A 22,951-nucleotide genomic window follows, 5' to 3' on the forward strand; every position below is an offset into this window, starting at 1 on the left:
ATAGGCCGTGAACGTCGCACCGCCCGTTTCCGCCAGAACCTTCGTGATCGCCGCCGTCAGCGACGTCTTGCCGTGGTCAACGTGGCCGATCGTGCCGACGTTGCAGTGCGGCTTGTTACGCTCAAATTTAGCCTTCGCCATGTCCGTACAATCCTACGAGAACCAGATTGAAATCGTTTCTTCTAAACTCTTCACTCTGCCGATGGCCCGGTAGAAGAACCGGACCCCGGCGAAACTGTTGGAGCGGGTGACGGGAATCGAACCCGCGTAGCCAGCTTGGAAGGCTGGAGCTCTACCATTGAGCTACACCCGCCCGATCACCTCGTCTCCGATCGCCTTGCCACCCCCGGCAATCCTTGCGGACGACCGAAGGGGAGCTTGGTGGAAGGGGTAGGATTCGAACCTACGTAGGCCGAAGCCAACGGGTTTACAGCCCGTCCCCTTTAGCCACTCGGGCACCCTTCCACTGCGCTCGACTCCGCCGGAGCGGAGACGCGGACTTATGAGCATTTACCGCACCGTGTCAACTTGAAATCACAGCAAAAACTCCCGTCCGCGCCGATTTCGATTCCGGCCCGAAGGGAGTTAGGGTAAAGCTCCGTTTGTAGTACAGATCATAGAGACCGCCATGCCCCCGCGCAAGCCGACAAAGCCCCCACACAAGCACCGGGAAAGACCGACCGATCGCCCCGCCCGGCAGGAATCGCATCGGCCCGAAACAAAATTACCGGCTGGTGGTCCACCGGGGTCACTTTGGCTCTTCGGGCACCATGCGGTCGCCGAGGCGCTCAAGAATCCGCGCCGCCAGGTCCATCGAATCATCGCTGCCGGTGACGGAGCTGCGGCACTCGGTCGCAATGTCGATGTCGAGATCGTCGAGCGCGACGTGATTGACCGGCTGGTCGGGCGCGACGTCGTCCACCAGGGCCTCGCTGCCCGCGTATCTCCTTTGCCGGAAACGGATATTTACGAAATCTGCGACATCGCCCGCGACCGCCCCCATGCGGTTGTCGTGGTCCTCGACCAAGTGACGGATCCGCATAATGTGGGGGCGATCTTGCGCTCGGCTGCGGCTTTCGGGGCGATCGGCATCATCCTCACCGAACGGCATGCGGCGCCGGAGAGCGGAATCCTTGCGAAATCGGCCTCCGGTGCCCTGGAACATGTGCCCCTGGTGCGCGTTACCAACCTTGCCCGCGCGATGGAGGAACTGAAGGAGGCCGGCTTCTGGTGCATCGGCCTCGCCGCCGAGGCGAAGCAGGCACTTTCCTCCGTGAAATCAGGGGGTAAGGTCGCCCTCTGCCTGGGTGCCGAGGGGGCCGGTCTGCGTCGCCTCACGCGCGAGAATTGCGATCTGCTGGTCCGCCTGCCCACCTCCGGGCCGATCGATCACCTCAATGTGTCGAACGCCGCCGCCATTTCCCTGTATGAATTGGCACGGTAATTTTCCAAGGATTTTCAATGCGTTTCGCCCTGATCCTGCTCGCGACCCTAGTCGCTCTGCCGGCCTTCGCCCAGAGCCCGGATTTCCGCTCGGCCTATTTCAACCGGCTCGACCAAAGGAAGACCGGCGGCTTCACCCTGCAGGATCTGCAACGCATTTCCGCCAAGGAATTCAAGCGGATAGACGACAACAAGGACGGTGGTCTGTCCCTGGACGAGTACACCTATGGCATCCCGCCCAACCGGCAGGATGCGATCGACTTCTTCACCGCCCGCTTCAAGGCCTCCGACTTCAACGGCGATGGCCAAGTCGACTTCAACGAGGACCAGGCCTATTGCGTCGAGCTCGTCAACCGGGCGGACACCAACAAGGATGGCATCGTGACGCGGGACGAGTTTCTGTCGGGTGTGGCACAGTAGCGTCGCAAAAGAGATAGTTTTCGCCTCCGGAATCACCCCGAAAAGGCCCTTGAAACACCCCGGAATCGCCCCCTATATCTTTCCTGCAAGTTATTCTCAATCGCACCTCCTCCAGGATCGATGCCCATCATGCGCCACCTCTCCCGCCGCAGCTTTTCCGCCCTCGCCCTCTCCACCCTCGCCGCCCCCTTCGTCGCCCGCCGCGCCTTGGCCGCCGGCGAGGTGAACATCTACAGCGCCCGCCACTATCCCGCCGACGAGACCCTCTATGGCCTCTTCACCAAAGAGACGGGCATCAGCATCAACGTCATCCAGGGCACGGCCGAGGAGTTGATGGAGCGCGTGAAGCTGGAGGGCGAGAGTTCGCCGGCCGACGTTTTCGTCACTGTCGATGCCGGCAATCTGTGGCGCGCACAGGAAGCGGGCGTCTTCCAGCCGACCAAGTCGGCACTGCTCGATGAAAAGATCCCGGCGCATTATCACGAACCCGATGGCCACTGGTTCGGTTTCTCGACCCGCGCCCGCGTGTTCGTCTACGACAAGCGCAAGGTGAAGCCGGAGGAGATGAGCACCTACGAGGATCTCGCCGATCCCAAATGGAAGGGTCGCCTGCTCGTCCGCTCGTCGAACAACATCTACAACCAGTCGCTGCTCGCTTCGATCATCGAACATGACGGCGCGGAAAAAGCCGAGGCCTGGGCCAAGGGCCTCGTTGCCAATTTCGCACGCGATCCCAAGGGTGGCGACATCGACCAGATCAAGGCGCTGGTTGCAGGCGAAGGCGATGTGGCGATCAGCAACACCTATTACTTCGCGCGCATGCTGTCATCGACCAAGGAGGAAGAGAAGAAGGGCCTTGAGAACCTCGCCGTCTTCTTCCCGAACCAAGGCGATCGCGGCACGCATGTGAACATCTCGGGCGCCGGCGTCGCCACATATGCGCCCAACAAGGACAATGCCATCGCCTATCTCGAATTCATGGCGGGCGCGCAAGCGCAGGAAATCTTCTCCGGCGCCAATTTCGAATACCCGGTCGTCGCCGGCTCGAAGGTTTCGGACATCGTCGCCAGCTGGGGCGATTTCAAACGCGACGAAGTCAACGTCTCGGCACTCGGGCGCAACAACGCCGAAGCCGTGATGATCATGGACCGCGCCGACTGGCGTTGAAGCCGACCGAGCAGAAACGAAAACGCCGCCGGAGAAATCCGGCGGCGTTTCTTTTTGCGCGAATGATGCGCGGAAATCAGACGGTGATGTCGAGGCGCTTTGCGCTGGTGCCGCTGACATCGCCGGATTCGCCGGCCTCTTCGACCACTTCGGTCTTCTTGAGGTCGGCTTCCTCGGCCGTGCGATTGTTCTGGCGCTGCACCGCATTGGCGCTCGCCGATTGGGAACTCTGTTGGACGCCGGAATAACGCGCTGCCTCGATACCGGCAGCCACCGCTCCGACCTGGCCGATTGCCATGATCCAAGCTCCTGTTACGTTAGGGTTGCCTGATAGATTGGCCTTTCGGGCCGCAAGGGCAAGCACTATCGCTCGGGAATTTAATAGAGTTTTAAGTAATTAAATTGCGTTGCCGCAGTGTCCGTCTCGACCGCCCTGATTCGACGCGATATTCTGCCGCCACCGCTTCGCCACTTGCGACGGCGCCAGGGAGGGAAAAACGATGACACTCACACAATCGGCCACAGGCCCAGTTCCGGCGCTGACCCTGTCCGAAGCCCAACGCGCCGCTTTCCACCGGGACGGATATCTGTTGGTCGAGAATGTGCTGACCACGGCCGAGCTTGCCGCGCTGAAAGGCGAATTCGACAGCTGGGTGCGGGAGAGTCGGCAACACGACGCCCCCTGGGGCAGCATCGCCGATGGCCGCCCGCGCTTCGATCTGGAGCCCGGCCACAGTGCGGAAAAGCCCGCCTTGCGCCGCGTCAACTCGCCGACCGAGATCTCGGCCGATTACGATGCGGTGATGGCTGAGAGCCGCGTGCCGGCCTTGGTCGCCGACCTTATCGGGCCGAATGTGAAGTTCCATCACGCCAAGATCAATTCGAAGCTGCCGGGTGCCGCGACCCTGGTGAAATGGCATCAGGATTTTCCGTTCACGCCCCACAGCAATGACGATCTGGTCACGGCGCTGATCTTCGTCGATGAGGTGACGGCGGAGAATGGGCCGCTGGAGGTCCTGCCCGGCTCGCATCGCGGACCGCTTCATGAGTTATGGCATGAGGGGCGCTTTACCGGCGCCGTCGATGTGGCGATGGAGAGCGAATTGCGCGCCAAATCGGCGCAGTGCGTGGGACCCGCGGGGAGCGTGTGCTTCATGCATACGCGCCTGCTGCATGGATCGGCACCCAACAAATCGGCGCGGCCGCGCACGCTCTTCATCTGCGTCTATTCGGCCGAAGATGCGATTCCGCTTTCGCCCAACCCGCTGCCCTCCACCCATGAAGGCCGCATCGTACATGGCGAACGCACGGGCCGCGTGCGCTGCGTCGCCAATGAATTGAAGCTGCCGCAATTGCCCAAGCAGGCCTCATTCTTTGCGCAACAGGCCGCAACCTATGACGGCTGAGAGCGTTCGATGAGCATGCACACCGACGACGCCACCTTGCGCCGGATCCTGAGCGAGACGCGCATCATCGCGCTGGTAGGGGCGAGCCCGAAGCCGGAGCGCCCGAGCCACGGCGTGATGCGCTATTTGCAGCGGCAGGGCTACCGCGTCATTCCGGTCAATCCGGGCCTGGAAGGACAGATGCTGAACGGTGAGCGGGTCTATGCGCGCGTTGCCGATATTCCGGAGGCGAAGGACGGCCGCATCGACATGGTCGACATCTTCCGCAATTCGGAGGCGGCGCTGGAACCGACGCGCGAGGCCATCGCCGTCAAGGCCAAGACGGTCTGGATGCAGCTTGGCGTCATCAACGAGGCGGCCGCCGAAGAAGCACGCGCCGCCGGCCTCACTGTCGTCATGGATCATTGCCCGGCGATCGAGATTCCCCGTCTCAAAATCCCGGGCCTGGAGATTCCAGCCTACCGCCAATGAAGAGGCATTGCCGGGGCGCCCGCCGATAGGCTAGGAGGCAGCGGCGAACGCATGAGATGAGTCGGACTGCTTGGCGCATGCTGGCGATTAAGCTATTCTGATGACAAGTGGGGTTCGCGTATTTCGAGGGGTCTAGATGTCGCGCCTAACAAGCACCGCCAGCGCTGCCAATGAGAAACCGTCCGATGCAGAGCTGTCGTGGCTGACCAAGGGTCTCAAGCAGCCGGGCGGCAAGCTGCCGCTGTTCGACGAATGGGGTCAGAAGGTCAATGAGCGCACCATCCGCGCCTGCATCGATCATGGTTGGGCCGAGCCCTGGTTCACCAACCCGCTGAAGCCCGATTGGCTGGTCTGCAAGCTGACCGATGCCGGCCGCCGCGCCGTCGAGGCGAAGAGCCATTAAATCCTAAATCGCCGCTGCGCCGCGTCATCCGGCTCGCGCCTTTTCGGGCCCGTCTCTAAGCCAGATATCCCGCCACTGCCGCATCGCGACTGAGGTCGCGAAGAGCTTTGTCGGTGCGGCTGAGGATTTCCTCGATCTCGGCGGCAGTAACGGTCAGCGGTGGAGCGAGCAGAAACCACTGGCCGAAGCGGCCACCGGCCGAAGCCCTCGCATAGAGCATGATGCCATGCTCCAACCCATGAATGCGCAGACGGCTGGTCGCCTGAAATTCTGCCGGCAGTGACGCCTTCGTCACCGGATCGGCAACAAGCTCGACCGCCAGCAACAACCCCATCCCACGCACATCGCCGATGATCGGATAGCGCTGCTGGAGCGCTTCGAGGCCGGCTCGCAGCTGGGCGCCCCGGGTTGCCGCGTTGGCACAAAGATCAAGCCGCTCGAACTCGTCGAGCACGGCCAATCCAGCGGCGCAAGCCATCGGATTGGCGTTGTAGGAATAGCTGAAATCGAAACCAGCAATTTCCGCCAAAGGATCAGCCAGCGCACGCGACACCCACATGGCCCCCAAGGGCGCGTAGCCGGCGCCAATGCCCTTGGCCTGGACGATGATATCCGGCAGCGCTTTAGGCCAATGATGTGCCGTGATGAACTTGCCGCTGCGCCCTGCCCCGCACAAAACTTCGTCGAAGATCAGAAAGAGTCCGTGGCGCGTGCAGATCTCGCGAATGGCCTTGAAATAAGATGGTGGCGGCACGACCGCGCCGCTGGAGATTCCACCGACCGGCTCGATAAGGAAGGCCAGGACGTTTTCAGGCCCGAGCTCCTCGATCTTTCGCTCAAGCGCGCGGGCGCAAAGTGCCGCATAGCTTTCCGGTGTTTCGCCTTCGGGGAGCCGATAAGCAAAGGGGGCCGGCACGAGATCGGCGCGCGTTGCAAAGCCATCGAGGAAAGGATGCAGCGCGACATTTCCACCGGCCGCCAGCGTGCCAATTGTGGCGCCATGATATGACGGCTCCAGCGAAATGACGCGCCGCCGTGTCGGCTGGCCCAGCGCAAGCGCATATTGCCGCGCGAACTTCAGCGCGTTGTCGATCGCCTCGCTCCCGCCCGAGCAGAGACTGACGCGCTCGAAACCCGGCCCGGCCATGTCGGCCAGCCGGCTGGCATAATCCAGATTGAGGCGATTGCGCGCGACCAGCGTATAGGCGTAATCGAGCTTGCGGCCCTGGCGCGCGATGGCATCGATCACCCGCGGATTTCCGTGCCCGAGCGCGCTGACCATCGGACCAGAGGAAGCGTCGATATATGATTTGCCACTCTCGTCCCAAAACCAAATGCCTTCCGCCCGCTCCATCATCGGCAGCGGAACGATCGATTTCCGCGAATAGAACACGTCCTGTGTCCCGCCTGTCGGCGGCTGGTTCCAAGCATCGAAGCGGCGCATCGATTGATCGAGGTTCATGGTCGCATTGCCCTATCGTGAAGCGATAATTGTATTAGTCATTTGACCCGTTTCGGTCGTCAATGTATTAATTATTTCTATGACAATATGGATTCCGAAGCTCGTCCCCGGCACCCCGAAGCACCGTGCCCTTGCCGATGCGATTGCTGCAGCCATCGTCGATGGAACCTTGCCGGCAGGCACGCAGATGCCGCCGCAGCGCGAATTGGCTTTCGCCCTCGGCCTGTCATTGGGAACCGTGACGCGTGCCTACCGGTCGGCCGAAGCCCGTGGATTGCTGACCGGCGAAGTCGGCCGAGGGACTTTCGTCAAAGGCGGCGCCGCGCCAGTGGGCAACGTTCTTTTTGGCCCTGTCCGACAGAGCGACGATCACATCGGTCTCGTCATGAATCTGCCGCCCAAGGTCGATGCGGGCGCTAGACTTGAAGCGACCTTGCAGGCGATCGCGCGGGACGGCAGCGCCGATTTCCTGGTTGATCACCAAGTCCAAGGCCGCATCGAAGCGCATGCGCGATCCGCAACATCGTGGCTGCAGCGGGTCGGCCTCGCGGCCGCGCCTGAGAACATCGTCATCACCAATGGCGCGCAGCACGGGCTCCTCACGGCATTGATGACGCTGGCGCGACCGGGCGATGTCATCCTTGCCGAACGCCTCACCTACCCGGCTCTCAATCAGATGGCGCATTGCCTCGGGCTCAAGACACAGCCGGTCGAACTCGATGAGGAGGGCCTTTGCCCGGACTCACTCGACGAGGCGTGCCGTCGCACCGGCGCGCGCGTTCTTTACTGCATGCCCACATTGCATTCGCCGACCGGAACCACGATGAGCGCCGAACGGCGCGGTGCCATTGCCGCGATTGCCGATCGTCACGATTTGCAGATCATCGAAGACGACGTCTTTGGTTTTCTGCCCGAAGACCGGCCGCCACCATTGGCCCAACTCGCTCCCGACCGGACCATCTATGTCACCAGCGCCTCGAAATGCATGGCGCCCGGATTGCGCATCGGAATGATGCTTGTGCCCGCCCGTTGGCGCGAGACGATACGCAACGTGGTGCAAATGTCGTGCTGGATGCCCTCGCCGCTCACTGCCGAGATCGTCCATCGCTGGATCGAAGATGGGACGGCCGACGCACTCAATCAGAGCATGCGCCTGGAAATGTCCGCGCGCCTGGACATGGCACATGAGACGCTCGGTTCCGCGATCGCCACGCAATTGGGATTGCGTTTCCATCTGTGGCTGAGCCTGCCGGATGGCTGGTCAGAGGAAGCTTTTGTCGGCGCAGCAGCAGCGCGCGGCGTCAAGATTGCTGCGGGCTCACTCTTCCTGCTGAAGCCAAGCGATGCATCCCGGCACGCTCGCATCGCGCTGGGCTATGAGACCGACCGCACGCGTTTGCAGCGAGGTCTTACCGTTCTTGCCGAACTCATGGCGACACACCCGATGCCGGGCCCTGCCATTGTCTGACATTCACGCGTAGCCGATGACCAGCCGATCGGACAGGATCAGATCGCCGCTGCGGAGCGCAGCAGGTCGAGATGCAGGGGATCGTTGAGGCTGTTGTAGAGGCTGCCGCCCTGTGCTGCCGCGCCACCCACCTTGGCGACATCGTCCTGCTTGGCGCCCTCTTCCTCGTCGCCGCTGACCGGCAAGGCCGCCAGCGTCACCAGCATCAACGGAGAGAGCAAGCTGCCGACCTTGCCGAGGCCGTTGCTGCTGTCTGACTCGGCGACCATGCGGTCGATCGAGCCCACGGTGCGGAAGTTGCCGAAGAAGGCGGCATTGGGGCTGACCGGCAGCGAATTGCTGAAGCTGTTGTCGGCAACGAGGGTCGGCGTGCCGTTGCCGGCATCTGAATTGGTCGCCGAAGCCGCGGTGGCGCCGCTGCCTTCAAGCGACGCATAGGCTGCCATGTCGGCATCCATCGCAGCGTCGAACTTGTCGTAGATTTCCGAAACGGTCCGGGCGCGGCCGCTGTCGGTATAGAAGACGCTGCGGTTGGCGGCAGCGGCCTTGGGAAAGAGGCTGGCGCCGGTGCGGTCCGGGCTCTCTTCCATCGTGCGCAGGAATTTGAGCGCGCCGCTCAGCCCCAGGAAATGCGCCATGTAGAGGTCGGTGCCGTTGATCTCGCGGCCGAGCTTCTCTTCAAGCTTGGCCTTGTTGTCGGCGGCATGTTCGGCCGCCATCGCGGCGGCGAAGCTGGGGTCGCGGCGCAGGTCGAGGATTTCCTCGCGGAGCGCTGCGTTGCCGACAACAAAATGTCCGTCACTGCGCTTGGTGATCGCATCGGCGAGATCGCCCTTGCCGTATTCGGCACCATGCGCCTTCACCACGCCGAGCCAAGTCTGTTCGACGAACTGGTAGAGGCCGGCCGCGGAACTCGACCGCGCCTGGGCGCTGGGGTCGAAGCTGCTCTCGCGATTGGCCTGGGCCATCAGATAGGAAAATTCAACGCCGGTGGAGAGGCTGGCCTGCTGGATGCCGGCGAGTACATCCGAGCGGATGGAAACGTCTTGGCCGGCACCACCGGCGAGTGTCACAAGCGGGGTCATGGGGCGACCGTCCCGGGAGCCGCCGGACAAGCGCCGAAATCGGCAAGAACTGCCGATCCGCTGCCTGAAATATGTCCGTTCGTACCCATTCCGCTGCTGCTTTTTCCATTCGCTCGGCGGAATCGGGGGGATTCCGCCTGGAAAGCCAACCTTACCCAGCAATCAGCATGCCAAGTCGGGGGCCGAATGCTTGCGGGTGCCTGGCCGGGAATCCTTGTTCACCCTTTGCCGAGCGGTTTAACATCAAATCGATTCTGGGATTTTCGTGCTGGTTTTGCTGACAGGGGCCCCCTTGACGCCAGAGGATTTCCACCGCCTCGTCTTCGCTGGGGCCGATATCGGCATGTACATGACCGATACAAGCGGGCGCCTGATAGACGCCAACCCGGCCATGGCCAAAATGATGGGCTTTCCCACCGTGATGGCCCTGAAGCAGGCGGCCGGAGACAGCAACGAGCGGTTCTATGCCAATCCGGCGGTCTTCGCGGCCCTCCGGGAAAAGGTCTCGACCACCGGTCGGCTCAGCAACGAAGTAAGCCAGATGGTACGCGCCGATGGGCGTAGCTTGTGGATCTCGCAATCGGCCACTGTGCATGGCGAGGGAACGGGTGCCGTTCTGGTCGGCACGGCGATCGACATCACGGCGCTGGTCGAATCGCAGCACGCCCTGCGGGTGGCCGAGGAGCGCTATCGCGGCCTGTTTGAGAACGCCCTCGATGGCACATATATTACAAGCCTCGAAGGGCGCATGATCAGCGCCAACCAGGCGCTGGCCCGCATCAACGGCTATGACACGCCGGAAGAGCTGATCACCGCCGTCAACGACATTGCCGTCGAATGGTATGTCGATCCAAAGCGGCGCAGCGAATTCGTCCGCATCGTCGGGCGGGACGGCATCGTGCGCAATTTCGAATCCGAGATCTATCGCCACAAAACGCGCGAGCGCATTTGGATTTCCGAGAATGCGCGCCTGGTGCGCGACAGCCACGGGATCCCGCAACACTATGAGGGAACGGTCGTCGACGTCACCGAGCGCAAGAATTTCGAGCGCCAGCTGATGCTGGCGCGACGCGAGGCGGAATCTTCGAACCGGGCAAAGACCGAGTTCCTGGCCAGCATGAGCCACGAATTGCGCACGCCGCTCAATGCCATCATGGGCTTTTCCGAGCTGATCACCCTGCTGACCCGCGACGATGCGGGCCAGGCACGCATCAACGAATATGCCCACGACATCCACGCCAGCGCCGGCATCCTGTTCCGCCTGATCGAGGAGATCCTCGACTATTCGAAACTCGATTCAGGGAAGGCCAGGATCGAGGACAATGAGGTGCGGCTCGACGAAATCGCGCGGCAATGTGCGACCATGCTGGCCACCCGCGCCGCCAAGAGCGGTATCGAACTGCACTTGCAGCTGCCGGCCGACCTGCCCGTCGTGCGCGGTGACTTCCGGCGGCTGCTGCAGATCGTCCTCAACCTGATGACCAACGCCGTGAAGTTCACACCTTCCGGCGGTCGCGTCACCGTCTCGGCAGCACGCAGTCCGCAGGGCGGTGTGAGCCTGACCGTCGCCGATACCGGTATCGGCATTCCGCCCAAGGACCTGGAGCGCGTCTTCGAACCCTTTGTCCAGGTCAACCGGCAAGCCTTCCACCAGCAGGAAGGCACGGGCTTGGGCCTTGCCATCTGCCGCAGCCTGATCGAACTGCATCAGGGGCGAATCGAGATCACCAGCGAACCCGGCGCAGGTACGACGGTCCGCGTCGACCTTCCGGCCAGCCGCGTCATCGCCAGCGGCCTTGCCGGTTGCTATACCACCCTTTCGGACAGTGGCCACCAGCAAGGCGACTGAGGCACCCGGCAATTATTGGATGATTGTCGGTCGCACCGGCTTAGTGCGTGCCCCACGGCCCTTTGTACGGGAGGAGCGTGTCGGTGCAATAGCCGGGATTCGAGAAAAATCCGTTTCCGCTGCAGTTCGTATCAAAGATCCGGCTTTCAGCGCAGGCCGTCAGCAGCAGCAGGCCGGCAACAATGATCAGTTGAGTATGCCTTTTCATCGTGACCTCCAAAATGAGCACGGAAGTACCAGGGCTTCGCACCCTTTACGCCGAGTTTTCCGCTCGACGATCCCAGTGGCGCGTCGGTCGGAGACAACGCCTTTAACACGCAAAAGCGGGGTTTGGTTGCGTAGTTGATGAAATGAGCCGTTCATCATGGTAAATTATTCGTTAGTTTGTCGGGGTGCGGTGACGTCGCCGTGCCCGGCGCATAAGTGCGATGCTGCATGACACTGATCACCAAAGAACCGCCGTTCGACATATCGGAGCCGCGCCTGCGCACGCTCTATGAGTACTGGCACAGCAAGGTTCATGACGGCCGGTTGCCGGCGCGTGCCGATATCGATCCGCTGGAGATGAAGGACTGGCTCGGCAATCTGATGCTGATCGAGTTTCATGGCGACGTTTACAACTATCAAATCCGCTTGGACGGCACCAATCTGGAGCATTACTACGGCACGCGGCGCACCGGCCACGGTGTCGAAAGCCTCACCGACGAGGATGAGCGCCGCCTTCTTATGGACCAGTATGCCGCCGTTCTCGAGGGCAAGTGCCCCGCCTATTACGAAGCCGACTTCACCAACAGCGATGGCGTCTTCGCCCGCCAGACGAAGTTGATCCTGCCTTTGTCGGCCGACAAGGAACATGTCGACATGGTCCTGGTCGGAATCTACTTCCGCCCCACCGACGAAGGCGAGATCGCCTAACCCGCCAGCCACCGGCGCGGAACGACCTTCAGCCGCGAACGATATAGTCCCTGAGCGACGCCGCTTCGCGTTCCGCGTCCTCGACGCGGCGTTTCACCACGTCGCCGATCGATATCATGCCGATGATGCGACCCTGGCTGCGCACGGGCAGATGCCGGAAGCGACGTTCCGTCATCAGAGCCATCGTGCCTTCGATCGAATCCTCAGGCGTGCAACAGACGACACTCTTCGTCATCACGGAAGCAACGCTGTTTCCGAGGACGCCGGCGCCTTCGCGGGCGATCTGGCGGACAAGATCGCGTTCGGACACGATGCCGACCATTTCGCCCTGACCGTCAAGGACGGTCACGGCACCGATATTCTCGCGCGTCAGGATTGCCGCCACATCGGCAAGGCTGTCTTTTTCACCAACTGAAATGAGCCGGTTCGGCTTCTGCTTGAGGATGCTCGCAACAGTCATCGCAGCCACCTCTCTTTCGGGCTGATCCATCAGCCAAGCGAGAAGCGTAACGCGAATTCAGAAGAAGGCAATATTTTTGCAGTCGCGAAAGGCGTGCAGTCCTAAGGCTTGTTCACGCGGTCGTCGTCATCTTCTTCGCCGTCATCGTCATCATCGTCGTCGTCGGCGTCATCGTCATCATCGTCGAAATCGGCATCGTCATCCGATTCCTCGTCTTCATCCGACTCTTCATCTTCGTCCCCGTCGTCTTCTTCCCCGTCGTCTTCGTCGCCTTCGGGATCGATCGCTTCTTCATGCTCATCGGCTGGGGCGAAGGGCGGGGTCGCCTCCTCGCTTTCCTCGGCAGCCTCGGCACGGGCCAGAAGCTCGGCCTCATAAGCGTCGTCCGCCAGCCGCTCCTCAGCTAGTTCGTCGTTCGATTTCTCGGCTGCCTCGCCCTCCGCGACGATCGCCTCGGGCTCGCCGCGCAATTCGATCGCGGCCTCTTCCTCGGCCTGGGCCTCACCGGCATCCGGCGGCAGTACGGTCGTGCCCTGGGTCCCCAGGGTCGAAATGGCGGAACGGGAATCAAGGAGACCCGCCGCCCGCAATTCCTCGACACCCGGCAGCGCGGCGCAGCTCTCCAGACCGAAATGCTCAAGGAAGGCCGTCGTCGTCGCCCAGGTCACCGGCCTACCAGGCGTCTCGCGCCGGCCGGCCGGCTTGATCCATTCGGCTTCCAGGAGGGAATCCAGCGTCCCCTTCGAGATGACGACGCCACGGATCTCTTCGATCTCAGCCCGGGTGACGGGCTGGTGATAGGCGATGATGGCCAAGGTCTCGATCGCGGCGCGGGTCAGCTTGCGCACCACCTTGCGTTCGATCGACATGCGGTGCGACAGATCCGGCGCCGTGCGGAAGGCCCAACGACCGTCGAACTGCAGGAGGTTGACGCCTCGGTTGGCGTAATGGCCTTTGAGTTCCTCCAGCAACCCCTTGACGTCGGCATCGTCCGGCAGGCGCTGAGCCAGCGTCTTTTCGGTGAGCGGCTCGGACGCAGCAAACAGGACAGCTTCCAAGAAGCGCAGGGTTTCGAATCTATCTTCACTCATGACGGTGTCGCTTCATTGGATGAATTGTCGGCACGCGGTTCGGCGCGCTTCATGTAGATGGGCCCGAACAGGCCTTCCTGGCGCAGATTGATGATGCCGGAGCGGGCAAGTTCCAGCGAGGCGGCGAAGGTCGCCGCCACCGCGGCCCGGCGCTGCAGCGGCTGCTTGAGACCGTCGGGCAGGAAGTTCTGCAGGACCGTCCAGTCAAGCGTATGGCCGATGATGTCGCCGATGCGCTTCAGGGCATCGTCCATGGAAAAGAGATTAAGCGGCTGAATTTGCAGCATAGCTTCGCGCTTGCGGCCCGGATGAGTGCCGTAGGCTTTCAGCAGCTCGTAGAGTGTCAGTTCGAAGACCGGAATATCGACGACCTTCAACGGTTCCGGCGCGCCGCGCGTGAAGACGTCGCGCCCGAGTTGCGGCAAAGCGAGGAGCGCCTGCCCCGCCTTCTGCATCGCCTCGAGACGCTGCAGCTGGAAAGCAAGGGCAGCTGCCAGCTCGACACCGGTCGGCTCGCCGTCGGCGGGCGGTTCGGGCAGCAGCAGGCGCGATTTGAGATAAGCGAGCCACGCCGCCATGACCAGATAATCGGCCGCCAGTTCCAGGCGCAGCTTGCGGGCATGGTTGATGAAGGCGAGATACTGGTCGGCGAGTTCCAGGATCGAAATCTTCTTGAGATCGACCTTCTGTTCGCGGGCCAGCGTCAGGAGGATGTCGATCGGACCTTCATAACCATCAAGGTCCAGGCGTAGTTCGCCATCGTCATTGGCCGGCACAGGCAGATCGCCCGCAGGCAGATCGCCCGCAGGCTGATCCGCAGTGGGCTCCTCTGCCGCCACCGGCCCCTCATCGTCGCCGCCTGCGGCACCCGCGCCTTCCGGTTGCTCGGTTTCGGGCACAGGTGTCTCCGCGGCGGTTTCAGCCGCCGGCGCGTCCGTTTCGTCGTCGGCGATCCAAGACGCCATTAGCCCTTCAGCCCCGCGAGGGTTGCAACAAGATGCAGGAGATAGTCGGAAGCCGGGCCCAAAATCCAGCCCAAAATATCGATATCGCGCCCCAATTGCTGACCGATCATCGGCACCAGGAAAATGAGGCCGATCAGGATCAACATCCCGTAGCGTTCGGTCCGGAAATAGGGGCGCGCCAAGCTTGGCGGCAGCAACCCGGCAAGGACTCGGCCACCATCCAACGGCAGCAAAGGCAGCATATTAAAGATCGCCAGCATAATATTGAGACGTAAGGAGTTTATGAGGGTCTGAACACCCCACTCCGCCATCCAATCAGGCGCCAGGACGGCCGCATGCAAGGCAAGCGCCGACAGGAAAGCCAGGATCATGTTACTGCCCGGGCCAGCAAAGGCGATGATGGCGGAATCGCGCCGGAAGTGTTTGAGACGGCGATAGTTGACCGGTACCGGCTTGGCGTAACCGAACAGAAATCCAGTCCCTGACAGCAACAGCAGAGCCGGCAAAATAATGGTCCCGAAGGGATCCACATGCTTGAGCGGGTTGAAGGTAACACGCCCTTGCAGATAGGCCGTGTCATCGCCCAATCGCCAGGCGGCAAAGGCGTGCGAGGCTTCGTGGAAGGTAATGGCCAGCAACACCGGCAGCGCCCAGGTCGTGGCAATCTGCACGAGGCTGGTTAAGTCGAGACCGTTCAAGCGAAGCTCCTCAAAAGAGTGCCGTGTCCAAGCTCGCGGTCGCCGTACTCTTCCCCGCGCTTAAATAACAAATTCAGGCCATTAACTCAGTAAGTTCAACCTGAAGTTCAGCGAGATCGAAGTCCGGATTGGCATTGAGGCGTCGCTGGCCCTGTTCATATCGGGCAAGACCCGCCGAAGACAAGGGCTTGGTGCCGCGCACGACCTTCTCCATTTCGGCCATGTCGCCGTTGCAGTGGAGAACCACGTCGCAACCGGCCTCAAGGCTCGCTGCCGACAATTCGTCGAGCCCGCCTTTGAGCGCCTTCATGGAAAGATCGTCGGAGAGCAGAAGGCCGGCAAAGCCGATCTCGCCCCGGATGACCTCGGCAATGACCGTTCGGCTGAGTGTTGCCGGCTGATCCGGATCGATGGCGCTGTAAATGATGTGCGCCGTCATCGCCCAGGGAATGTCGTGGAGCGCGCGGAACGGCACGAAGTCGGTATCGGCCAGCGTGTCGAAATCCGTATCGACCCTGGGCAAGTCGAAATGGCTGTCGACCATCGATCGGCCGTGCCCGGGGATATGCTTGATGATCGGCATGACGCCACCGGCCATGAGCCCCTCGGCCGCCGCCCGACCAAGGTCGGCGACCAGATAGGGGTCGGTGCCATAGGCGCGGTCGCCGATGATGTCATGAGCGCCCTCGACGCGCACGTCGATCAGTGGCGCACAATCGACGTTGATCCCGATGGCCCGCATTTCGCCCGCCATGAGCTCGTGATTGACGCGGACAGCCTCGGCAGCCCGGGCGCGGTCGGAGGCGGCAATGGCGCCGAAGCGGTCCGCAGCCGGCGGATGGCGCCAGTGCGGAGCCTTCAGCCTGGCCACGCGCCCGCCTTCCTGGTCGACCAGGATCGGTGCGTCCGGGCGACCGATTGTGGCGCGAAGGTCAGCCATCAGACGCTTGGACTGATCGGGATCGATCAGGTTGCGCGCGAACACGATGAAGCCAAGCGGATCGACGCTACGGAAGAACTCGCGCTCCGCCGCGCTCAACTCCGGGCCGGTGCAGCCCAAAATCGCTGCCAAAGGCATGTCAATATCCCCCGAGAAATCGCTTTAATTAGCGACGATACACGCCTGATTATTTTGCTTTAATTTGGCGCAGAGCTGCTTGGCGGCGGCCTTGTCGGCGAGCGGGCCCGCCTGGATCCGATAATAGACTTCGCTCGCGGTCTTGTTGAACCGTTCGACATGGAGCGAGAGGCCGCCGAGCAGGTCCGGATTGGCCTTTTGCAGGCGCGCCCATTCCTTCTGCGCCGCTGCCTCGCTCTTCACAGCCGCAAGCTGGATACGAGCCGAACCCGTTGCGGCCGGCGCTGCCGCCGGCGCGGCTTCGGCTGCGGCCGGTTCAGCGGCGGCGGGCTGGGTGGTCGCCGGCTCGGCTGGGGCCGCTGTCGCCGTTTGTGTCTCGGCCGGCGCCGTGCTGTCGGCGGAAGCCGTATCGGTTGGAGCCGGGACCGTTGGCGCGGGCACGGTCGGAATCGCGTCGACGGCGGGTGCCGCCACAGTCGGGATACCGTTTCCGGTGTCAGATGGCATCTCGGGCGCCGCGGCTTCCGGGGCGGGCTCCGGTGGGGTCGGCGGCGTTGCCGGCTGCTCGGGTGCCGGCAGCACCGTTTCACCCTGGGTCGGGGCGTTTGAATTTTCGCCGTTCAAGATGGCGACATCCTGGTTGGGCACATCGAGGCCGCCCTCGTCAGCAGGCTTCACCTTCTCAGGCGTGCTGTCGGCGGTGATCACCGGCACCGGTTCATTGCCGGACTCGCCGCCCCCGCTCCAGAACCAGAAGCCCGCGAGGGCGATCACCAGGACACCGCCCGCCAGAAGGCGGTTGCGGAATCGCCGCCGGCGCTTGGCGGCCTCCATCTCGGCGTCCGGAATATCCGCCAAAGGCGGGGCTCCGATGCCGGCCAGAAGATCGGGCTGCTCGGTGCCAGTGAGGCCGGTGATGCGGCCAAAGGGGGTCTCAGACGTATCCCCCGAGGGCTTGCTCGGGTTGAGGGCCATGCTGGGATCTGGCGCCGTCAGGCTGGGGCTCGCCAAGTTGGGGCTCGCCAAGTTGGAGCTCGACAGAAACGCCGGGGCGGGTGCCGGTTCGGCTGACGACGCAACCTCGGTGCCGATCGGTCCCTCGGTGGGCTGTCCGGGTGCCGCAGAGGCCGGCTGGCCAGGCACGCTCGGCGCGAGTTCACCGCGCAGGCGGCTGAGCGCAGCGGCGACATTGGCCTGAATCTGCTCCGGGCGGGGTGTTTCCGTCGTCATTGAACGCTGTCCTTAACGCCAAAAGTCACGAGCCGGCGCAAACACCAGCAATCAATGAGAATCAAACCAGTTTGAGCCCGAGTCGGTCAAGCCACAGGGCCGTGATAGATCTGCTTAACGTCCAGATTCGCTTAGGATTTTTCTGAAACAAGCAAGCTGGATCCGAACAATCGCTCGTGGCATTCGAGGGCGAATTTGTCGGTCATGCCAGCAATGTAGTCCGCCACCACCCGCGCCTGCTGCGGACGGGCGGCACCAAGCGCGCCCTTGGACCATTCAGGCGGCAGCAGCTCAGGTTCGTCGAGATGCCGGTCGAAAAGGTCGGCCACCACGCGCTTGGCCTGGGACATGGTCCGGTTGATGCGTTCATGCCGGTACATGCGCTGGAACAGGAAACGCTTCAATCCGGCATCATGCGCACGCATCGTTTCAGAGAAGGAGATGACCGGTTCCGCAAGCGAACGGATATCGGCAACGGTGGCTGGGGCCGCACGGGCGATCCGGGTCCGGCTTTCCGTGATCACGTCGCTGACCATCACATTGATCATTCGGCGGACGGATTCGTGGATCATGCGCGTCGCTTCCAGCCCGGGATAGAGGGCCGCCACCTCGGCAAAGACCGGACCAGCGAGGGGCACGTCGCGCAGATCATCGATGCCGAACAGACCGGCGCGAAGCCCATCGTCGATATCGTGATTGTTGTAGGCGATGTCGTCGGAAAGGGCCGCCACCTGGGCCTCGGCCGAGGCAAAGCCGTCGAGATCCAATGGCCAATCGCGATCGAACGCAGCAATCGTTGCCGGCACACCATGCGCGAGGCTGCGCGCACCGGCATGGGGTCCCCGAAGCGGGCCGTTGTGCTTGACGATCCCTTCCAGCATCTCCCACGTCAGGTTGAGCCCGTCGAAGGTGGCGTAGCGGCGCTCGAGCGACGTGAGCACGCGGAATGTCTGTTCATTGTGATCGAAGCCACCCAGATCCGCCATGCAGGCGGCAAGCGCGTCCTCGCCCGCATGGCCAAAGGGTGGATGGCCGAGATCGTGCGCGAGCGCCAGCGCTTCGGCGAGGTCCTCGTTGAGGCCGAGCACCCGTGCGATGGTCCGCGCGATCTGAGCCACCTCCAGACTGTGGGTCAGCCGGGTCCGGTAGTGATCGCCCTCGTGATAGACGAAGACCTGCGTCTTGTGCTTCAGGCGCCGGAAGGCCGCCGAATGGATGACCCGGTCCCGGTCGCGCTGGTAGACCGAACGCATCGGGCTCTCGCTCTCAGGCAGGCGGCGACCGCGGGTTGCAGCCGGATCACAGGCGAAGGATGCAGGAGTATTAGCTGCAAAAGTCATGATCGGACCCTATCAGGGGCCAAGACGCATGACTATTGCAGAAATAGGTTGGGCAGATGAAAAAACACAACCGTCGTAAGGGCATAGATGCCAGCCATGCGTTGACGGCGTTTGACTTTCCAGGTGGCTCACCTAGATAATCCACCAAGTTCAGCCAAGATCCGAGTGACCCAAATGACCGATGCCATGAGTGCCGAGCGCCAGGTGACCGTCAGCGAAAACGCTGCCCGCCGCATCGCCCAGCTCATCGAGATGGAAGGCGACAAAGAATTGATGCTCCGCCTGTCGGTGTCGGGCGGCGGCTGCTCTGGCTTTCAGTATGGTTTCTCCTTCGACAAATCGGCACAGCAGGACGACCACTTGTTCGAGCGGAACGGCATCAGGGTCGTGATCGACGATACGTCGCTCGACCTGCTGACGGGTTCCGAGATCGACTTCGTCGAGGATCTGGTCGGGGCCTCGTTCCAGGTGAAGAACCCCAACGCGGCATCTAGCTGCGGCTGCGGCAATTCCTTCTCCGTCTGATCCGACGCATCCCTTGAAGATCGCGACCTTCAACGTCAACTCGCTGCGCGCGCGGCTGGCGAACGTCACCGATTGGCTGAAGGCCGCATCGCCCGACGTCGCCCTCCTCCAGGAAATCAAATGCACGACGGCCGAGTTTCCGCGCCTAGAAATCGAGGCGCTGGGCTATCACACCGAGGCGCTTGGCCAGAAGACCTATAACGGCGTCGCCATCCTGTCGAAGACGCCGTTCAAGGTGGTGCAGAAGGGTCTGCCCGGAAATGAAGCGGACGAGCAGGCGCGTTATCTGGAAGCCTTGGTCGACGTGCCTTCGCCCGGGAAATGGAATCAGATCAGGGTCGCCACGATCTACCTGCCTAACGGCAATCCGGTCGAAAGCGAAAAGTATCCATACAAGCTGGAATGGATGACGCATCTGAAGCGGCACGCTGCTGCACTGCTGAAGCTGGAAGAGCCGGTGGTGCTTGGCGGCGATTACAACGTCATTCCGACCGATCGCGATGTCTATGATCCCGCCGCTTGGGCGGAGGATGCGCTGGCGCGGCCGCAGACACGGGCGAAGTTCCGGGAGATCCTCAACCTCGGCTATACGGACGCTTTCCAGCATCTGCATCCCGAGGGGCATCGCTATACGTTCTGGGACTATCAGGCGGGCGCGTGGCAGCGCGATAACGGCCTGCGCATTGACCATCTGCTTCTGTCACCGCAGGCGGCCGATTGCCTCGCTGCCTGCGAGATCGACCGCTCACCGCGCGGCAAGGAAAAGCCCAGCGACCACACGCCGATCTGGGTTGACTTGCAAGTCTGATCGCAACCGCCTTTCAGCGGTCGCGCCGGATCTTCAGAACTCAGTCACGAGTTGAGAAACGCGGGCATGGTCGGCCGGGAAATCGACTTCGCCCCAGAGGCTGCCTTCGATGTTGCAGGTCTCGACCTGATGGTGCTCGGCGATCTGACCGATCGCGCGCAGATACCACCACTTCACCCCTTCCGGCGTGTACATGAGCGTATCGAGCGTGTCGGTGAAGAGCTTCGGGCCTTCGCCACGGAAAAGCAGCATGCCGATCGATTCGCCGTTGGTGCGCTCGGCGGGCAGGGTCTTGCCGATCTCAAGGAGCCGCGTGCCCTTCAAATGCACTTTCATATCATCGGAATCGTAGGATTCCTTCTTGTCGATCGTGACAGTGATCGGCGCGGCGGGGCTCGACATCAGCTTCTGGAAGATCTTCGGTTCGATCACCGTGTCGCCGTTGAGGATGACGAAATCCTTGTTCATCTCGTGCCGCGCCATCCAGCAGGAGGCGAGGTTGTCGGCGAGCTTGTAGAAGGGATTGTAGATCGTGCGAATCTTCAGCTTCGGCCCTTCGAGCTTCTTCAGGAGCGCCACGACATCCTGCGCATGATAGCCGACGACCACGGCGATATCGTCGACGCCGCCCTGAGTCAGCGCCCAGATCTGCCATTCGATCAGCGTCTTGTCGCCGAGCGGCAACAGGCATTTCGGCCGACCTTCGGTCAACGGCAACAGTCGCGAACCTTGGCCCGCGCTCAGAATGACGGCCTTCATGGAATCTCCGATGACTGACATGCCCGGACATGGCGGCCCGGACATCACTGATTTGAAATGGAATTGGCGCCGGAGAATTAGGGATCGAAGCGCCCCTGTCAACCCCCGCAGGGGATTGGTGCGACAATTCGCTGCCGTAAAATTCGTATTGAAATCAGCCTGTTGCAGCCCAGCTAAAAGATGAAGAAAGGTCTTGGCATCGGCGCGGGGCTTCTGCTATATGCTGGCCCAACGCGCCGGACCTCGCGGTCGAGGGCAGCGTTTATTCCTCGATAGCTCAGTCGGTAGAGCGTCGGACTGTTAATCCGCAGGTCGCTGGTTCGAGTCCAGCTCGAGGAGCCAATTCGAACGGGTCGGAAGCCACAAGGTTTCCGACCCGTTTGTTTTATTGGGCTCAAGCCGGCAGGAACGGCACCATGTCGACCCTTGTGTTGCGCTCGGTCACCATCATCTGCCCAGCCGGCACTTCGTGCCAGCAACGCTGGTCGTCATCGAGCGGTTCGGAGACGATCAGCAACTGGTCGTTCTCATAGCGCCAGAAGAGCGAGGGCGGCGCCTCGTCGGTGGCAAATCGGACCGCGTAGATTCCGGCGCCATCGGTGAAGACGGAAGTAAAGCGCAGCGGCTCGGCAATACCGGCATCGCGCATCAAGCCGACCACGAGCCCCATTGCTTTCTGCGCGGCCGCCAGCGGGTCCCGATCGAGCCCCAGAGAGAGCATCAGGTAGAAAATGAGTTCGCTGTCGGTCGTCCCCAGACGATGCACGTAATAGGCATCGTCGACCAGAGCCTCCAGCTTGCGGCGGATGCGGTCGTAGCCGCCGACCTGGCCGTTATGCATGAACAGCCATTTGCCGTGGGCAAAGGGATGGCAATTGGCCCGCGATGTCGCCGTGCCGGTCGAAGCGCGGACATGCGCCAGAAACAGGCCGGAGCGGATCTGATGCGCGATCGAGCGAAGATTGGCATCGTTCCAGGCCGGCAGGATGTCCCGGTAGGTCCCCGGAACCGGCCGTTCGGCATACCAGCCGATGCCGAATCCATCCCCATTCGTGGTGACGTGGCTGCGGCGCGCATTGAGACTTTGGTGGATGAGCGAGTTCTCTTTCTCGAAGATCACGCTGTCGAGGTAGATCGGCTCGCCGCAATAGGTCAGCCAACGGCACATGAAACACCCCATTGAAGGATCTGCCGCAGTCGGGAACCCGGCAAAATCGACACATACACCGTCACGGCAACCCCTCATTTGCGTGCCGCATACCCGACGAAGCGGGCAGCATCTCATTCCTACAACGCTATCTGTAAAATAGTTAAAGAGATATCAAAGGGATAAGGGCAGCCCGCCTTTCACTCCCACGCTGGCATGCCGCATGCTTCGTTGGGGACAAACTTTCTGCCGAGGAACCGTCCATGCGTCCCCTGCTCGCTTCCCTGGTCCTGCTGCTGGGCACCGCCGCCTGCACCTCGACCGACATGCTCGCCAAGCCGGACATCACCGCCCGGGTCGACCAATCGCCGGAAACCATGGCCAATTGCCTCGCCCAGGCTCTGGCCAACGAGTTCCGGGGGGCCGCCCCTGACCTGCTTTTCTTCGGGCCGAAGGCGGAGATCAGCGTCTATGCACCGCGCGGCGGCCTCATCGCCTTCGTCACGGTCGAGCCGCATCCCAACAACAAGTCACTGGTGAAGTTCTATAACGGCGACCTCTATTGGCCGACGCATCAGGTGAGCGGGGTCTTCCCGGACATGGCGCGGGACAATTGGCACCGCGCCGATGCGGCGATCCGCGCCTGCGTGCCGACGACGGCGGAAAGCCCGGCGGCAGCACCCCTCCCCGCCTCCTAAACGCGGCTTGCGGCGGAACCACCCTTCCTTCAGACTCCGCCCCAGCAAGCGTCGTGTTGGGGG

The 22,951-nt window shown here is 62.2% G+C and carries 26 protein-coding genes and 3 tRNA genes; 13 read left to right on the top strand and 16 right to left on the bottom strand.

Going from position 1 to position 22,951, the window contains the following annotated elements:
• From ACE3PP_RS14845 to ACE3PP_RS14855, 3 genes are all read right to left on the bottom strand, one after another.
• Positions 1-141, bottom strand: a 141-nt coding sequence (locus ACE3PP_RS14845; RefSeq protein WP_374383146.1) for a GTP-binding protein, incomplete at its 3' end; no start/stop codon positions are given.
• A 98-nt stretch (positions 142-239) separates the two neighbouring features.
• Positions 240-313 (bottom strand) — tRNA-Gly (locus tag ACE3PP_RS14850).
• A 66-nt stretch (positions 314-379) separates the two neighbouring features.
• A tRNA-Tyr gene (locus ACE3PP_RS14855) sits at positions 380-465 on the bottom strand.
• 163 nt (positions 466-628) lie between these two features.
• On the opposite strand from ACE3PP_RS14855, the gene rlmB reads away from it, so the two are divergent.
• The 3 genes from rlmB (at position 629) to ACE3PP_RS14870 (ending at position 3,030) form a co-directional block, all read left to right on the top strand.
• Positions 629-1,444, top strand: a complete 816-nt coding sequence (rlmB, locus tag ACE3PP_RS14860; protein ID WP_374383641.1) for a 23S rRNA (guanosine(2251)-2'-O)-methyltransferase RlmB — start codon at positions 629-631, stop codon at positions 1,442-1,444.
• Positions 1,445-1,461: 17 nt separating this feature from the next.
• On the top strand, positions 1,462-1,863 hold the full coding sequence (locus tag ACE3PP_RS14865) for an EF-hand domain-containing protein (protein ID WP_374383643.1): 402 nt from the start codon (positions 1,462-1,464) through the stop codon (positions 1,861-1,863).
• Positions 1,864-1,992: 129 nt separating this feature from the next.
• Positions 1,993-3,030: a Fe(3+) ABC transporter substrate-binding protein gene (locus ACE3PP_RS14870; protein ID WP_374383645.1), complete on the top strand. Its 1,038-nt coding sequence runs from the start codon at positions 1,993-1,995 to the stop codon at positions 3,028-3,030.
• Between the two features lie 76 nt (positions 3,031-3,106).
• Here the strand turns inward: ACE3PP_RS14870 and ACE3PP_RS14875 are convergent, their stop codons facing one another.
• Positions 3,107-3,328 carry a hypothetical protein gene (locus ACE3PP_RS14875; protein ID WP_374383647.1) on the bottom strand — a complete coding sequence of 74 codons (222 nt, stop codon included), beginning with the start codon at positions 3,326-3,328 and terminating at the stop codon, positions 3,107-3,109.
• Between the two features lie 202 nt (positions 3,329-3,530).
• Here ACE3PP_RS14875 and ACE3PP_RS14880 point away from each other — a divergent pair, with 202 nt between their 5' ends.
• From ACE3PP_RS14880 to ACE3PP_RS14890, 3 genes are all read left to right on the top strand, one after another.
• Positions 3,531-4,436 (top strand): phytanoyl-CoA dioxygenase family protein, encoded by a 906-nt coding sequence (locus tag ACE3PP_RS14880; protein WP_374383649.1) that lies wholly within the window; start codon positions 3,531-3,533, stop codon positions 4,434-4,436.
• Positions 4,437-4,445: 9 nt separating this feature from the next.
• Positions 4,446-4,907, top strand: coding sequence for a CoA-binding protein (locus ACE3PP_RS14885; RefSeq protein ID WP_374383651.1), 462 nt, complete (start codon positions 4,446-4,448; stop codon positions 4,905-4,907).
• A 136-nt stretch (positions 4,908-5,043) separates the two neighbouring features.
• Positions 5,044-5,310: a hypothetical protein gene (locus ACE3PP_RS14890; protein ID WP_374383653.1), complete on the top strand. Its 267-nt coding sequence runs from the start codon at positions 5,044-5,046 to the stop codon at positions 5,308-5,310.
• A gap of 55 nt (positions 5,311-5,365) precedes the next feature.
• On the opposite strand, the gene ACE3PP_RS14895 is transcribed toward ACE3PP_RS14890, so the two are convergent.
• Positions 5,366-6,772: an aspartate aminotransferase family protein gene (locus ACE3PP_RS14895; protein WP_374383655.1), complete on the bottom strand. Its 1,407-nt coding sequence runs from the start codon at positions 6,770-6,772 to the stop codon at positions 5,366-5,368.
• A 79-nt stretch (positions 6,773-6,851) separates the two neighbouring features.
• Between ACE3PP_RS14895 and ACE3PP_RS14900 the strand changes: the two genes are divergently transcribed.
• Positions 6,852-8,240: a PLP-dependent aminotransferase family protein gene (locus tag ACE3PP_RS14900; RefSeq protein WP_374383657.1), complete on the top strand. Its 1,389-nt coding sequence runs from the start codon at positions 6,852-6,854 to the stop codon at positions 8,238-8,240.
• A 38-nt stretch (positions 8,241-8,278) separates the two neighbouring features.
• Here the strand turns inward: ACE3PP_RS14900 and ACE3PP_RS14905 are convergent, their stop codons facing one another.
• Positions 8,279-9,325: a transglycosylase SLT domain-containing protein gene (locus ACE3PP_RS14905; protein WP_374383659.1), complete on the bottom strand. Its 1,047-nt coding sequence runs from the start codon at positions 9,323-9,325 to the stop codon at positions 8,279-8,281.
• Positions 9,326-9,590: 265 nt separating this feature from the next.
• Here ACE3PP_RS14905 and ACE3PP_RS14910 point away from each other — a divergent pair, with 265 nt between their 5' ends.
• Positions 9,591-11,174, top strand: coding sequence for an ATP-binding protein (locus ACE3PP_RS14910; protein ID WP_374383661.1), 1,584 nt, complete (start codon positions 9,591-9,593; stop codon positions 11,172-11,174).
• Between the two features lie 40 nt (positions 11,175-11,214).
• On the opposite strand, the gene ACE3PP_RS14915 is transcribed toward ACE3PP_RS14910, so the two are convergent.
• Positions 11,215-11,382 carry a hypothetical protein gene (locus tag ACE3PP_RS14915; protein WP_374383663.1) on the bottom strand — a complete coding sequence of 56 codons (168 nt, stop codon included), beginning with the start codon at positions 11,380-11,382 and terminating at the stop codon, positions 11,215-11,217.
• 227 nt (positions 11,383-11,609) lie between these two features.
• Between ACE3PP_RS14915 and ACE3PP_RS14920 the strand changes: the two genes are divergently transcribed.
• A complete protein-coding gene (locus tag ACE3PP_RS14920; RefSeq protein WP_374383665.1) occupies positions 11,610-12,089 on the top strand; it encodes a PAS domain-containing protein in 480 nt (159 codons plus the stop codon).
• 28 nt (positions 12,090-12,117) lie between these two features.
• Here the strand turns inward: ACE3PP_RS14920 and ACE3PP_RS14925 are convergent, their stop codons facing one another.
• From ACE3PP_RS14925 to ACE3PP_RS14955, 7 genes are all read right to left on the bottom strand, one after another.
• The gene (locus tag ACE3PP_RS14925; RefSeq protein ID WP_374383667.1) at positions 12,118-12,549 is read right to left on the bottom strand and encodes a CBS domain-containing protein; all 432 of its coding nucleotides are present in this window, start codon (positions 12,547-12,549) and stop codon (positions 12,118-12,120) included.
• A 101-nt stretch (positions 12,550-12,650) separates the two neighbouring features.
• Positions 12,651-13,640, bottom strand: coding sequence for an SMC-Scp complex subunit ScpB (gene scpB, locus ACE3PP_RS14930; protein WP_374383669.1), 990 nt, complete (start codon positions 13,638-13,640; stop codon positions 12,651-12,653).
• The gene (locus tag ACE3PP_RS14935; RefSeq protein ID WP_374383671.1) at positions 13,637-14,605 is read right to left on the bottom strand and encodes a ScpA family protein; all 969 of its coding nucleotides are present in this window, start codon (positions 14,603-14,605) and stop codon (positions 13,637-13,639) included. Before ACE3PP_RS14935 ends, scpB begins: the two co-directional genes overlap by 4 nt.
• Positions 14,605-15,303 carry a site-2 protease family protein gene (locus ACE3PP_RS14940; RefSeq protein WP_374383673.1) on the bottom strand — a complete coding sequence of 233 codons (699 nt, stop codon included), beginning with the start codon at positions 15,301-15,303 and terminating at the stop codon, positions 14,605-14,607. Before ACE3PP_RS14940 ends, ACE3PP_RS14935 begins: the two co-directional genes overlap by 1 nt.
• Before the next feature lie 73 nt (positions 15,304-15,376).
• On the bottom strand, positions 15,377-16,381 hold the full coding sequence (gene nagZ / locus ACE3PP_RS14945) for a beta-N-acetylhexosaminidase (protein ID WP_374383675.1): 1,005 nt from the start codon (positions 16,379-16,381) through the stop codon (positions 15,377-15,379).
• Between the two features lie 24 nt (positions 16,382-16,405).
• Positions 16,406-17,611 (bottom strand): SPOR domain-containing protein, encoded by a 1,206-nt coding sequence (locus tag ACE3PP_RS14950; RefSeq protein WP_374383677.1) that lies wholly within the window; start codon positions 17,609-17,611, stop codon positions 16,406-16,408.
• A 131-nt stretch (positions 17,612-17,742) separates the two neighbouring features.
• Positions 17,743-18,951, bottom strand: a complete 1,209-nt coding sequence (locus ACE3PP_RS14955) for a deoxyguanosinetriphosphate triphosphohydrolase (protein ID WP_374383679.1) — start codon at positions 18,949-18,951, stop codon at positions 17,743-17,745.
• 174 nt (positions 18,952-19,125) lie between these two features.
• Between ACE3PP_RS14955 and erpA the strand changes: the two genes are divergently transcribed.
• Complete coding sequence (erpA, locus tag ACE3PP_RS14960) at positions 19,126-19,476, top strand: iron-sulfur cluster insertion protein ErpA (protein WP_374383681.1); 351 nt, start codon at positions 19,126-19,128, stop codon at positions 19,474-19,476.
• 13 nt (positions 19,477-19,489) lie between these two features.
• Positions 19,490-20,284: an exodeoxyribonuclease III gene (gene xth / locus ACE3PP_RS14965; protein WP_374383683.1), complete on the top strand. Its 795-nt coding sequence runs from the start codon at positions 19,490-19,492 to the stop codon at positions 20,282-20,284.
• A 33-nt stretch (positions 20,285-20,317) separates the two neighbouring features.
• Here xth and ACE3PP_RS14970 read toward each other — a convergent pair whose 3' ends face one another.
• Positions 20,318-21,043: a sugar phosphate nucleotidyltransferase gene (locus tag ACE3PP_RS14970; protein ID WP_374383685.1), complete on the bottom strand. Its 726-nt coding sequence runs from the start codon at positions 21,041-21,043 to the stop codon at positions 20,318-20,320.
• A gap of 266 nt (positions 21,044-21,309) precedes the next feature.
• Between ACE3PP_RS14970 and ACE3PP_RS14975 the strand changes: the two genes are divergently transcribed.
• A tRNA-Asn gene (locus ACE3PP_RS14975) sits at positions 21,310-21,385 on the top strand.
• A 52-nt stretch (positions 21,386-21,437) separates the two neighbouring features.
• Here ACE3PP_RS14975 and ACE3PP_RS14980 read toward each other — a convergent pair.
• Positions 21,438-22,211, bottom strand: a complete 774-nt coding sequence (locus ACE3PP_RS14980) for a class II glutamine amidotransferase (protein ID WP_374383687.1) — start codon at positions 22,209-22,211, stop codon at positions 21,438-21,440.
• Positions 22,212-22,453: 242 nt separating this feature from the next.
• Between ACE3PP_RS14980 and ACE3PP_RS14985 the strand changes: the two genes are divergently transcribed.
• Positions 22,454-22,888, top strand: coding sequence for a hypothetical protein (locus ACE3PP_RS14985; protein WP_374383689.1), 435 nt, complete (start codon positions 22,454-22,456; stop codon positions 22,886-22,888).
• The last annotated feature ends 63 nt before the right edge of the window (positions 22,889-22,951 follow it).

The sequence above is a fragment of the Dongia sp. genome (genome assembly GCF_041910485.1).
Taxonomy (GTDB): domain Bacteria; phylum Pseudomonadota; class Alphaproteobacteria; order Dongiales; family Dongiaceae; genus Dongia.